This is a genomic window from Streptomyces sp. NPDC001880, assembly GCF_053594575.1.
This window is the reverse complement of sequence record NZ_JBSFET010000047.1, coordinates 1-11,657: the sequence shown is the minus strand read 5'-3', so window position 1 is coordinate 11,657 and position 11,657 is coordinate 1. Positions and strand designations below refer to the sequence as shown.

12 protein-coding genes are annotated in these 11,657 nt (G+C 70.6%); 9 read left to right on the top strand and 3 right to left on the bottom strand.

All coding sequences use genetic code 11. The features are described 5' to 3' along the window. Positions 1 to 34 precede the first annotated feature (34 nt). The gene (locus ACWCQ6_RS23310; RefSeq protein WP_451092095.1) at positions 35 to 184 is read right to left on the bottom strand and encodes a hypothetical protein; all 150 of its coding nucleotides are present in this window, start codon (positions 182 to 184) and stop codon (positions 35 to 37) included. 170 nt (positions 185 to 354) lie between these two features. Further along, complete coding sequence (phoU, locus tag ACWCQ6_RS23305) at positions 355 to 1,032, bottom strand: phosphate signaling complex protein PhoU (RefSeq protein WP_451092093.1); 678 nt, start codon at positions 1,030 to 1,032, stop codon at positions 355 to 357. A 198-nt stretch (positions 1,033 to 1,230) separates the two neighbouring features. Here phoU and ACWCQ6_RS23300 point away from each other — a divergent pair, with 198 nt between their 5' ends. Continuing rightward, positions 1,231 to 2,505, top strand: coding sequence for a sensor histidine kinase (locus tag ACWCQ6_RS23300; RefSeq protein WP_451092091.1), 1,275 nt, complete (start codon positions 1,231 to 1,233; stop codon positions 2,503 to 2,505). After that, positions 2,502 to 3,182, top strand: a complete 681-nt coding sequence (locus tag ACWCQ6_RS23295) for a response regulator transcription factor (RefSeq protein WP_072487966.1) — start codon at positions 2,502 to 2,504, stop codon at positions 3,180 to 3,182. The genes ACWCQ6_RS23300 and ACWCQ6_RS23295 overlap by 4 nt, the downstream gene beginning before the upstream one ends. Positions 3,183 to 3,292: 110 nt before the next feature. Here ACWCQ6_RS23295 and ACWCQ6_RS23290 read toward each other — a convergent pair whose 3' ends face one another. Then, a complete protein-coding gene (locus ACWCQ6_RS23290) occupies positions 3,293 to 3,952 on the bottom strand; it encodes a copper chaperone PCu(A)C (RefSeq protein ID WP_451092089.1) in 660 nt (219 codons plus the stop codon). A gap of 606 nt (positions 3,953 to 4,558) precedes the next feature. On the opposite strand from ACWCQ6_RS23290, the gene ACWCQ6_RS23285 reads away from it, so the two are divergent. The 7 genes from ACWCQ6_RS23285 (at position 4,559) to ACWCQ6_RS23255 (ending at position 11,569) form a co-directional block, all read left to right on the top strand. Beyond that, entirely contained in the window at positions 4,559 to 5,041 is a 483-nt protein-coding gene (locus tag ACWCQ6_RS23285; RefSeq protein ID WP_006380568.1) for a CarD family transcriptional regulator, read from the top strand. A 354-nt stretch (positions 5,042 to 5,395) separates the two neighbouring features. Continuing rightward, the gene (gene ispD, locus ACWCQ6_RS23280) at positions 5,396 to 6,142 is read left to right on the top strand and encodes a 2-C-methyl-D-erythritol 4-phosphate cytidylyltransferase (protein WP_451092087.1); all 747 of its coding nucleotides are present in this window, start codon (positions 5,396 to 5,398) and stop codon (positions 6,140 to 6,142) included. Further along, positions 6,132 to 6,635 (top strand): 2-C-methyl-D-erythritol 2,4-cyclodiphosphate synthase, encoded by a 504-nt coding sequence (gene ispF / locus ACWCQ6_RS23275; protein WP_451092085.1) that lies wholly within the window; start codon positions 6,132 to 6,134, stop codon positions 6,633 to 6,635. Before ispD ends, ispF begins: the two co-directional genes overlap by 11 nt. Positions 6,636 to 6,885: 250 nt before the next feature. Further along, entirely contained in the window at positions 6,886 to 7,290 is a 405-nt protein-coding gene (locus ACWCQ6_RS23270) for a PPOX class F420-dependent oxidoreductase (protein ID WP_451092083.1), read from the top strand. Between the two features lie 81 nt (positions 7,291 to 7,371). Further along, a complete protein-coding gene (gene cysS, locus ACWCQ6_RS23265) occupies positions 7,372 to 8,775 on the top strand; it encodes a cysteine--tRNA ligase (RefSeq protein WP_451092081.1) in 1,404 nt (467 codons plus the stop codon). Between the two features lie 83 nt (positions 8,776 to 8,858). Continuing rightward, positions 8,859 to 9,815, top strand: a complete 957-nt coding sequence (gene rlmB, locus ACWCQ6_RS23260; protein ID WP_189545694.1) for a 23S rRNA (guanosine(2251)-2'-O)-methyltransferase RlmB — start codon at positions 8,859 to 8,861, stop codon at positions 9,813 to 9,815. 137 nt (positions 9,816 to 9,952) lie between these two features. After that, positions 9,953 to 11,569, top strand: a complete 1,617-nt coding sequence (locus tag ACWCQ6_RS23255) for a DoxX family membrane protein (RefSeq protein WP_451092079.1) — start codon at positions 9,953 to 9,955, stop codon at positions 11,567 to 11,569. The last annotated feature ends 88 nt before the right edge of the window (positions 11,570 to 11,657 follow it).

The window sequence follows — 11,657 nt, the reverse complement described above, 5'->3', positions numbered from 1 at the left end:
GCCGGACAGGCCCCCGGCATACCGTTGCGGCCGGTCAGCCGCAGCAGCCACCGCACTGGCACGGGGCCCCGGACTGGCAGCCGCAGCCGCAGCCCGAGCCGCAGCCGCAGGCGCCGAGCAGGGTCAGGCGCACCACCTCGGCGGGCGCCTCCTGCTGGGGGTCGGTAGTGGGGGAATCGGCCATGGTTCCTCCTCAAGGCATACAACAGGGCCGTACGCCACAAGGACGCGCGTACGACCGGGGCGTACGGACAAAGGCGTGCCGCCCCACCCCATTGGATGCCCACACCGGCGGGCGCATCAACGGCGCATGCGCGCAGAAACACTTGTGCGACCCGATGCGCCCATGTGCGCCTACGCGCCCTCCACCGGCGTCTGCTGCTGGATCTCGTCGGCGTACTCGCCCGTCACCAGGTAGACGACCCGCTTGGCGACCGACACCGCGTGGTCCGCGAAGCGCTCGTAGTAGCGGCCGAGCAGGGTCACGTCGACGGCTGTCTCGATGCCGTGCTTCCAGCGGTCGTCCATCAGGTGCTGGAAGAGCGTGCGGTGCAGCAGGTCCATCTCGTCGTCGTCCTGCTCCAGCTGGAGCGCCAGATCGACGTCCTTGGTGACGATCACCTCGGCGGCCTTGGCCATCAGGCGCTGCGCCAGCTGCCCCATCTCCAGAATGGTGGCGTGCAGGTCGTGCGGCACCGCCGACTGCGGGAACCGCAGCCGGGCCAGCTTGGCGACGTGCTGGGCGAGGTCGCCCGAGCGCTCCAGGTCGGCGCTCATCCGCAGGGAGGTGACCACGATGCGCAGATCCGTCGCCACGGGCTGCTGGCGTGCGAGCAGGGCGATGGCCCGCGCCTCCAGGTCGTGCTGCAGGTCGTCGACCTTCTGGTCGGCGGCGATCACGCTCTCCGCGAGCTTGAGATCGGCATCGAGCATGGACGTCGTCGCCCGGCCGATCGCCGACCCGACGAGACGGGCCATCTCGACCAGCCCCTCGCCGATCGAGTCGAGTTCCTCGTGGTACGCGTCACGCATGGAAGTCCCTCTCCAGTCCTCTGTGTAAGGCCGGGGCACGGTTCGAACCCCACGCTGCCACCCTGAGTGGTGTACGCGTCGGCTTCCGGCCGCCCAAGTGAACCAACATTTGCCCCTCGGTGAACTCTGGGCGACGAGTGTTCGGATACGCACTCGGATGGCTGGGAGAGTCCTCTCGGACCCGCATAACCTTGACGTATGGACGTGAACGCGGCTGTCGCCGCAGCTGCGGCGATCGGCGGTGCGTGTACCGGCGTGATCGCCATGCTCGCGTTCCGCTGGAGCGAGCGCGACCAGAGGAAGCCGACGCGGACCTCCATGCGGCCCGACAGCAACGCGCCCCTGCCGCCCGGGGTGGACACGGTCCTTTCCGTGCTCAGCTCCTCGGCGGTCGTGCTCGACGAGAGCGACAGCGTGGTCAAGGCCAGCTCCGCCGCCTATGCGCTGGGACTGGTCAGGGGCGGACGGCTCGCCGTCGACGCGATGCTGAACATGGCCAGGGACACCCGGCGCGACGGCGAGATACGCCAGGTCGAACTGGATCTTCCCCGGCGCGGTACGGGCCGGGGCGAGGCCCTCGCGGTCTCCGCCCGGGTCGCCCCGCTCGGCTCCCGGCTGGTGCTCCTGCTGGTCGAGGACCTCACCGAGGCCCGCCGGATAGAAGCGGTACGGCGCGACTTCGTCGCCAATGTCAGCCACGAACTCAAGACCCCGGTCGGCGCGCTCTCGCTGCTCTCGGAGGCCGTGATGGACGCCTCCGACGACCCGGAGGCGGTGGAACGCTTCGCGGGCCGGATGCAGGTCGAGGCGACCCGGCTGACCAACCTCGTACAGGAGATCATCGACCTCTCGCGGGTGCAGAACGACGACCCGCTGGAGGACGCCGAACCGGTCCGGGTGGACGAGCTGGTGGCCGAGGCCATCGACCGCTGCCGCCAGCAGGCCGGCTCGAAGCAGATCACCATGGCTGCGGGCGGCACCGCGGAGCTCCGTATCTGGGGCAACCGCGGCCAGCTCGCCGCGGCGCTCGGCAACCTCGTCGAGAACGCCGTCAACTACAGCCCCGCCCGCACCCGAGTGGGCATCGCCGCCAGGCGACTGTCCGTGCCGGGCGGGGACCAGATCGAGATCGCCGTGACCGACCAGGGCATCGGCATCTCGGAGAAGGACCGCGAGCGGGTCTTCGAACGCTTCTACCGCGTCGACCCGGCCCGCTCACGGGCCACCGGTGGCACCGGCCTCGGCCTCGCCATCGTGAAGCACGTGGCCGCCTCGCACGGCGGGGAGGTCACCGTCTGGAGCTCGGAGGGCCAGGGCTCCACCTTCACCCTGCGGCTGCCCGAAGCGGGCTCCGTACGGGAACGGGACCGCAGTTCGGACGGACCGCCCGTCGTCAAAGGCGACGAGGGCCCCCGTGGACCCGCTCACCCCGACACCCTTGAACCATTCCCTGCCCCGGAGGTCCTTCCGTGACCCGAGTGCTCGTCGTCGAGGATGAGGAATCCTTCAGCGACGCCCTGTCCTACATGCTCCGCAAGGAGGGCTTCGAGGTCGCCATCGCGGCCACGGGCCCGGACGGGCTTGACGAGTTCGAGCGCAACGGCGCCGACCTCGTGCTGCTCGACCTGATGCTGCCGGGCCTGCCCGGCACGGAGGTCTGCCGTCAGCTGCGCAGCAGGTCCAATGTCCCCGTGATCATGGTCACGGCGAAGGACAGCGAGATCGACAAGGTCGTCGGCCTGGAAATAGGAGCCGACGACTACGTGACCAAGCCGTTCTCCTCGCGGGAGCTGGTCGCCCGGATCCGCGCGGTGCTGCGCCGCCGGGGCGAGCCGGAGGAGGTCACGCCGGCCGCCCTGGAGGCGGGCCCGGTGCGGATGGACGTGGACCGCCACGTCGTCACGGTCGCCGGCGGCAAGGTCGACCTCCCGCTCAAGGAGTTCGACCTGCTGGAGATGCTGCTGCGCAACGCGGGCCGGGTCCTGACCCGCATGCAGCTGATCGACCGGGTGTGGGGCGCGGACTACGTGGGCGACACCAAGACCCTCGACGTCCACGTCAAGCGGCTGCGCGCCAAGATCGAGCCCGACCCGGGTGCTCCCCGCTTCCTGGTGACGGTGCGGGGCCTGGGGTACAAGTTCGAGCCGTAGACCCCCGGGTACGCGAACGGCGGAGGGCGCCCCCCGAAAAAAAGGGGGGCGCCCTCCGCCGTTCGTCCGCGTATCGGCGCGTCATGCGCCCGCGTGCGGTTCGCGTGCGGTCAGTTCGACTCCGCCGAGGCGGACGCGGCGTCACTCGGGGTGGTCTTGTCGCTCCCCGACTCTCCCGGGGCGCCGGCGCCCTCCGGTGCGCCGGAGGCGGAGTCGGTCGGAGTCGACTCGGCCGACTGCTGCGGAGCCACCGGCAGCGTGCTGGGGCCGAAGTCCGTGAAGTAGCTCTCCGCCGGCACGACGGCCGCGTTGAGCGGGACCTCGCCGGCCGAGCTGAACTTGAAGACGACGGGCTGCATATTGCCCGCCTTGGCGGCCTCGCGGCTGTTCTCGATCACGGCGGCGGCGTTGCCCTTGCCGCCGAGGACCACCGAGCCGCCGGCCGGGACCACGACCTGTCCGGAGCCCTTGGCGGCGTGCAGCTGGACCGAGGCGCTCGAACCCGGCAGCGTGACTGCTTCCAGGGTCTGCGGCTTCGTGCCGTTGTTGAACAGCGTCGCGGAGACGACGGCCGGGCCCTCGGCGGTGAGCTCGGGCTGGGTGATGACGTTCGCGTTCTGGATGCTGATGTCACCGATGGTGGTGGCAGCAGAGTCCGGCCTGACCTTGAGCGTCGCTGCGTCATTGCCCGCACCGCACGCGGTGAGCGAGGCGATCGAGAAAACGATGGCTGTGGCGGCGAGGGCGCCGTGTCGAAGGCTGCGGCTCACGGCGGCGGCAACTCCTTGAACGTTCGGACTGCGGACGGGAGGTGGGCGACGTAAAGCCGCCCTAAGGGTGTGTCAGCGGCCTTAGGCTACCGAGCCGCCCTACCCGCCTCGCACCCGACCCGCCCCTACGGCGTCTCGTTTGGATCAGGCCGGGCCTGCGGATCCGGTAATGGGCGGAGTGCCGCGCATGCGGAAACGGGCCGACAGGTGCCGTTCACATATCACCGGTGATCAATTCATGGAGCGTGGCGCATTCTGTGCGCATAACCGATCGCGCGGGGCCGTTGATCAATTCCATTGATCAACGGCACTTACCTCCGTACGGGTGATCGATCTCCGAACGGAGTACGGAAAGTTCACCATCTGGAATCCGGCAAAACGGGACGTTCGACCCCTTTGGAGGGTGGTTCGGATGTGTGCGACGTGTGTGTTTCGCCCTGCCCGCACAACCGCTCCGACCTGCGAATACCACCCTCCGAGAACCTTCCGCAGCACGTGCGTGTTGCTGTTGTCAAGCCCCGAGATATGCCCTGACCTGCGAAAACGCCATTCAGGAGAAGCAGTTCTCGTGTTACCCTTGATAGCCACGGAAGGGGTACCTGTCACATGACGTTCAAGGTTGGCGACACCGTGGTCTATCCCCATCACGGGGCCGCGCTGATCGAGGCTATCGAAACTCGCCAGATCAAAGGCGTGGACAAGACCTACTTGGTGCTCAAGGTCGCCCAGGGCGACTTGACGGTTCGTGTGCCGGCGGACAATGCGGAGTTCGTGGGTGTGCGCGACGTGGTCGGGCAGGAGGGACTGGACCGGGTCTTCGAGGTGCTTCGCGCGCCGTATGCCGAAGAGCCGACGAACTGGTCCCGGCGCTACAAGGCAAATCTCGAGAAGCTCGCCTCCGGCGATGTCATCAAGGTCGCCGAAGTGGTTCGCGACCTGTGGCGTCGTGAGCGCGAGCGTGGACTCTCCGCAGGCGAGAAGCGCATGCTTGCCAAGGCTCGCCAGATTCTGGTGAGCGAGCTCGCTCTCGCGGAGAACACGAACGAAGACAAGGCCGAGGCTCTGCTCGACGAGGTTCTCGCGTCCTGAACCGGCTTGTGCCGTGTCGTAATCAATATGCCGCGGTGCCCGCTGACAACCGTATTCACGGTATGTCGTCGGGCGCCGCGGCATGTCTGAACCAGGCCGCGGCGTGTCTCATTTCTGACGCGGCCTGTCCGGATTACGTCTCGACTCACCGATGCGTTGGCCTCATCGGTGATACCCCCGATACGTTGCTCGCGATCTTGTGTAGCCGATCCCGAGCGGCCGGTGCGGCTTGTCCGAATCGACCGGTTGTCACGGAAAGGGCCCGGTCGAGTCGGGGCGTGGCGCCCGGCTCGCTTCTGGCCATACCCACGTCGGCTGTGGAAACAAACATGCCGAAGCTTCGGAGTGCAACCGATGTCTGATCAATCGCGTCCGTACCGCACCGCCGCCGTGATTCCCGCAGCCGGCCGCGGTGTACGGCTCGGTCCGGGCGCCCCCAAGGCGCTCCGCGCGCTGAGCGGAACGCCCATGCTCATCCACGCGGTCCGGGCCATGGCGGCATCCCGTTCCGTCTCCCTGGTCGTCGTCGTCGCGCCGCCGGACGGCGCCCCCGAGGTCAAGAACCTGCTCGACGAGCACGCCCTGCCCGAGCGCACCGACTACCTCGTCGTGCCCGGCGGCGACACCCGCCAGGAATCCGTACGGCTCGGCCTCGACGCGCTGCCGGAAGGCATCTCCGCCGTACTCGTCCATGACGCGGCGCGCCCGCTGGTGCCGGTCGACACGGTGGACGCGGTGATCGAGGCGGTACGCGACGGGGCGCCCGCCGTCGTCCCCGCGCTGCCGCTGGCCGACACCGTCAAGGAGGTCGAGCCCGGTGCGCCGGGGGAGCCGGAGCCGGTGCTCGGGACGCCCGTGCGGGCCAGGCTGCGTGCCGTGCAGACCCCGCAGGGCTTCGACCGCGACACGCTCGTACGGGCGCACGCCACCGTCGCCGTCAGCGGTGAGGGCGCGACGGACGACGCGGGCATGGTGGAGCAGCTCGGGGCGCCCGTCGTGGTCGTACCCGGGCACGAAGAGGCGTTCAAGGTGACCCGGCCGCTGGATCTGGTGCTGGCCGAGGCGGTACTCGCACGCAGGAGGGCGAACGATGGCTTCTGAGGAACGGACCGGTCCTGTGATCCCGCAGGTCGGGATCGGTACCGACATCCACGCCTTCGAAGAGGGCCGCGAGCTGTGGTGCGCGGGGCTGCGGTGGGAGGGCGAGGGGCCGGGTCTGGCCGGGCACTCGGACGCCGACGTCGTCGCGCACGCCGCGTGCAACGCCCTTTTCTCGGCCGCCGGGCTCGGCGACCTCGGGCAGCACTTCGGAACCGGGCGGCCCGAGTGGTCCGGCGCCGCCGGTGTGACCCTGCTGACCGAGGCGGCGCGGATCGTGCGGGCCGAGGGCTTCGAGATCGGCAACGTCGCCGTCCAGGTCGTGGGCGCACGGCCGAAGATCGGCAAGCGACGCGACGAGGCTCAGAAGGTGCTGTCGGCCGCCGTGGGGGCGCCCGTCTCGCTCTCCGCCGCCACCTCCGACGGGCTCGGCTTCACCGGACGGGGCGAGGGCCTTGCCGGGATAGCGACCGCGCTGGTTTACCGCACCGGCTGACCCCTTCACGGCCCTGACCTGCCGGTACTCCGGGTCCACAACCTTGTTGCACCCGGCGGCAGCGCCGCCACCGGGGCGCCGCTCCAGCCGCCCGGCCCGGTCCGCCGGGCGTCACCCCGCCGCCGTGCCGCCGGCGGGGCGCCGCGCGCGCCTTGACCCGTCCGGTGGGCAGGAGCGGGAAGCGGGAGCGATGAAACGGGGTTGGGGTACGGGTAGAAGCACCACCGATCCCACTGGGAGGACGTACGCCATGACCGCCGCACTCTCCGAAGAGCTCAAGGCGCTTCTCGACACCCCCGTCTTCGTCACCGTCGCCACCATCCAGCCCGACGGCAGCCCCCAGGTCTCCCCCGTCTGGGTCAAGCGCGACGGCGACGACGTGCTCATCTCGACGACGGTCGGCCGCCGCAAGGAGCGCAACCTGAACCGCGACCCGCGGGTCTCCGTCGTCGTGCAGCCCTTCGCCGCCCCGTACAACTACGCCGAGATCCGCGGCACCGCCGCCCTGACCACCGAGGGCGGCGAGGAGCTCATCGACGAGCTGTCCGTGAAGTACACCGGCAGGAAGTACGCGGAGTTCAACCCCGCCTCCGCCGACGACGCCCAGCGCGTGGTCGTCCGGATCACCCCGCGCAAGGTCGTCGGAAGCATCTGAGACGCTTCGCCGGCACGAACTTCGCCCCGTGATCCCCCAAGGGGTCGCGGGGCACTGGTGCGCGCCCACTACCCTTGAGGCGTGACTATTCGCCTGTACGACACCAGCGCCCGGCAGATCCGTGACTTCGTACCGCTCACAGCGGGCTGTGTCTCGATCTACCTCTGTGGCGCGACCGTCCAGGCCGCCCCGCACATCGGGCACATCCGGTCCGGGCTGAACTTCGACATCATGCGCCGCTGGTTCGAGTACCGCGGCTACGACGTCACGTTCGCCCGGAACGTCACCGACATCGACGACAAGATCATCGCGAAGTCGGCGGAACAGGGCCGCCCCTGGTGGGCCATCGGGTACGAGAACGAGCGGGCGTTCAACGCCGGCTACGACGCGCTCGGCTGCCTCCCGGTCACCTGCGAACCCCGTGCCACCGGCCACGTCCCCGAGATGATCGAGATGATGCGCGGCCTGATCGAACGTGGTCACGCCTACGCGGCCGACGGCAACGTCTACTTCGACGTGCGCTCGTTCCCCGGCTACCTGGAGCTCTCCAACCAGGAGCTGGACGATCTGCGCCAGCCGTCCGGCGAGGGCGAGACCGGCAAGCGCGACCAGCGCGACTTCGCGATGTGGAAGGCGACCAAGCCCGGCGAGCCGAGCTGGGAGACCCCTTGGGGCCGCGGTCGGCCGGGCTGGCACCTGGAATGCTCCGCCATGGCGCACAAGTACCTCGGCACCGCCTTCGACATCCACGGCGGCGGCATCGACCTGATCTTCCCGCACCACGAGAACGAGATCGCCCAGGCCAAGGCGTACGGCGACGACTTCGCGAAGTACTGGGTGCACAACGCCTGGGTCACCATCGCCGGCGAGAAGATGGCGAAGTCGCTCGGCAACTCCGTGCTGGTCAGTGAGATGGTCAAGACCTGGCGGCCCATCGTGCTGCGCTACTACCTCGGCACCCCGCACTACCGGTCGATGATCGAGTACAGCGAGGAGGCCCTGCGCGAGGCGGAGTCCGCGTTCGCGCGGATCGAGGGCTTCGTGCAGCGCGTCACCGAGAAGGCGGGCGAGACGGTCGAGCCCGCCGCCGAGGTGCCGCCGGCCTTCGCCGAGGCGATGGACGACGACCTGGGCGTCCCGCAGGCGCTCGCGATCGTCCACACCACGGTTCGCCAGGGCAATTCCGCTCTCGCCGCCGACGACAAGGAGGCCGCGGTCGCCCGGCTCGCGGAGGTCCGTGCGATGCTCGGCGTCCTCGGTCTCGACCCGCTCGACGAGCACTGGGCGGGCGAGAGCGACCGCGGCGACGATCTGCACGGCGTCGTCGACACGCTCGTACGCCTCGTGCTCGACCAGCGGCAGTCGGCCCGCGATCGCAAGGACTGGCCCGCCGCCGACGCCATCCGCGACCAGCTCAACCAGTCCGGACTCGTCATCGAGGACAGCCCCACCGGACCGCGGTGGACACTCGGCCCGCGCCAGTAGTCCCCACCGTGTGCCGTCCGGCGTTCCGGGCGGCACACTTCACTTACGTACGCATGTCTGAGAAGCAACGAAACAGGTAGGTCATGGCCGGGAACAGCCAGCGCAGGAACCGCCGCACGTCCAACAAGAAGGGCGCGCAGGTCGGCAGCGGTGGGCAGCGTCGCCGTGGCCTCGAAGGCAAGGGCCCGACGCCGCCCGCCTCCGCCCGCAAGGGACACAAGAAGAACCGCATCGCCAACGCCCAGGCCAAGCAGGCCGCGGCCCGCCGCCCCGCCCCCCGGCGCGGCGGCGTCAAGGGCACGTCCGAGATGGTCGTCGGCCGCAACCCGGTCTACGAGGCCCTGCGCGACGGCGTCCCCGCGACGACCCTCTACGTCCAGCAGTACATCGACAACGACGAGCGGGTCCGCGACGCGCTCCAGCTCGCCGGTGCGCGCGGCAACATCAACCTGATGGAGGCCCCGCGCCCCGAGCTGGACCGGATGACGAACGGCCTGAACCACCAGGGCCTCGTCCTCCAGGTCCCGCCGTACGAGTACGCGCACCCGGAGGACCTCACCGCCGCCGCGCACGACAACGGCGAGGACCCGCTGATCGTCGCCCTCGACGGCGTCACCGACCCGCGCAACCTGGGCGCGATCGTCCGCTCCGTCTCCGCCTTCGGCGGCCACGGCGTGGTCGTGCCCGAGCGGCGCGCCGCCGGGATGACGGCGGGCGCCTGGAAGTCCTCGGCCGGTACGGCGGCCCGTACGCCGGTCTCCCGGGTGACGAACCTGACCCGCGCCCTGGAGGGCTACCAGAAGGCCGGCCTCACGGTCGTCGGTCTCGCCGCCGACGGCGAGCACACCGTCGAGGACCTGGAGGAGCTCGCCGGGCCCGTCGTCATCGTCATCGGCAGCGAGGGCAAGGGCCTCGGCCGCCTCGTCGGCGAGACCTGCGACTACCGGGTCCGCATCTCGATGCCGGGCGGCGCGGAGTCGCTGAACGCGGGCGTCGCGGCCGGCATCGTCCTGTACGAGGTCGCACGGCGCCGGGCCTGAAGTCCGCCCGGCCGGGGGCGGCCGACCAGGGTCGGCCCGGCGGACAGGGCCCTGGCGCCCCCGCCGGAACCCATTGACGGGTCTCGGACAGATCGGGCCCGTCAAGGCAGTGTCCTAATCACACATCACTCGGTTAGATGAGTGTGGACACCAGAACGCCTCGGTTCGACGAACAACCCGCCCTGAGCATGACCAAGGTGGACTGCGACCCTGCGCAGGTCATCGTCAACCACGCCAGCTTCCGGGTGCAGCTAGCCCCCGGCCAGCGCCCGCGGCTGCGCGGTCTGGCCCCCGCCGGCGCACCCAGGATCCCCGCCATGAGCGGCGCAGGAGCGGCCCGCGGCAGGCGCTCGCCCGTCGTGTGGAGCGGCAGGTCCGCCCCCGGCGACCCCGGCGCCACCGGGCTCCTCCAGGCCGTACGGAACTCGACCGCGGGCCGTCCGGCCACCGGGTACGACACCTACGCCGCCCCGGAGTTCGACGGCGGGCTCGGCACGGGCAGCACCCAGGTCCTCGACCTCCTCGAAGAGACCCAGCCCAACCCCCTCATCACCACCCCCCACCAGCCGGGCCGCTACGACAACGGACCGCTGCTGCCGCCCATGCGCCAGGCGGTCGGCGCCTACGACATCGCCGACAGCGCCCCGTACGCACAGGACGCGTACGACGAGGACGGGTTCGACGACGGGACCGAGGCCCGGAGCGCGCGCCAGGGCAGCGACTCCGTACGGAACGCGTACTACCCCGGCCGCCGGATGAACCTCGGCGTCGTGCTGCTGCCCCTGCGGGTCTTCCTCGGCTTCATCTCCATCTACGCCGGTATGGGCAAGCTCTGCGACCCCGTCTACTTCGACGGCGGCGACCGCGGCTCCATGGTCAAGTGGCTGACCTCGCTGCACCCCTGGGCGCTGGCCGAGCCGCTGCGCGACTTCGCGCTCTCCCACCCCGTCGGTGCCGGACTCACGGTCGCCTTCCTCCAGGTCGTCGTCGGCGTCCTCACCGTCCTCGGCCTCTGGCAGCGGGTCGCCGCCTCGGTCGGCGCGCTGCTGTCCGCCGCCCTGCTGGTCACCGTGAGCTGGCGCACCGTCGCCGCCTACGACGCGCCCGACATCATCTACCTCGCCGCCTGGAGCCCGCTGATCATCGCGGGTGCGCCGGTCTACTCCGTCGACGGACGGCTCGCCGGTGAGGCCTGGCGCAGGCTCGGCCCGCGCTCGGCGATCTGGGACCTGCGCCGCCGGGTGCTGCGCCGGGGCGCCGTCGTCGCCTCCGTCGTCGTCGGTCTCACCCTTCTCGTGGGCTCCGTGCTCGGCGGCGCGGTCCGTTCCTCCGAGGTCGTCACCGTGCCCGGCCCGAACGGCGACCCGACCAACCAACTCCCCGGCTCCCCGCTCCCGCAGGAGTCCCACAGCGGCCGGGCCTCGCACACGCCGGAGGGCCGGCGCCCTTCGCCGTCCCGCAGCGGCATCGCCACGACGCCCTCCACCGCACCGTCCGTGCCCGCCGCGGGCACCGTCCGCGAGTCCGGCCAGGCGGCCGGTGCCGGTCAGCCCAGCCAGACCCAGGGCACCGGCACCAGTCGGCAGATCCCGCAGCAGACGGTCCCGCAGCAGCCCCCGTCCAGCAGCTCCGGCCCGTCCTCCTCCGGCACCACCGGCACGGGCGGCGGTTCCACCGGCGGCTCGGACAGCGGCGGCTCCACCGGTGGCACGTCCGGCGGCGGGCAGAACCCCATCGGCGGCCTGCTCGGCTGAGCGTCGCGGACCTCCTGGCGCACGGCGAAGGGGCCAAGTCGAACTCGCGACGGCCGAGTGGGTCGACTGGTACTGCCACCGCCGACTC

Excerpts from the sequence above, each read along its gene's own strand:
- ACWCQ6_RS23310 (WP_451092095.1), bottom strand. The coding sequence starts at position 184 with ATGGCCGATTCCCCCACTACCGACCCCCAGCAGGAGGCGCCCGCCGAG.
- phoU (WP_451092093.1), bottom strand. The coding sequence starts at position 1,032 with ATGCGTGACGCGTACCACGAGGAACTCGACTCGATCGGCGAGGGGCTG.
- ACWCQ6_RS23300 (WP_451092091.1), top strand. The coding sequence starts at position 1,231 with ATGGACGTGAACGCGGCTGTCGCCGCAGCTGCGGCGATCGGCGGTGCG.
- ACWCQ6_RS23285 (WP_006380568.1), top strand. The coding sequence starts at position 4,559 with ATGACGTTCAAGGTTGGCGACACCGTGGTCTATCCCCATCACGGGGCC.
- ispD (WP_451092087.1), top strand. The coding sequence starts at position 5,396 with ATGTCTGATCAATCGCGTCCGTACCGCACCGCCGCCGTGATTCCCGCA.
- ispF (WP_451092085.1), top strand. The coding sequence starts at position 6,132 with ATGGCTTCTGAGGAACGGACCGGTCCTGTGATCCCGCAGGTCGGGATC.
- ACWCQ6_RS23270 (WP_451092083.1), top strand. The coding sequence starts at position 6,886 with ATGACCGCCGCACTCTCCGAAGAGCTCAAGGCGCTTCTCGACACCCCC.
- rlmB (WP_189545694.1), top strand. The coding sequence starts at position 8,859 with ATGGCCGGGAACAGCCAGCGCAGGAACCGCCGCACGTCCAACAAGAAG.
- ACWCQ6_RS23255 (WP_451092079.1), top strand. The coding sequence starts at position 9,953 with ATGAGTGTGGACACCAGAACGCCTCGGTTCGACGAACAACCCGCCCTG.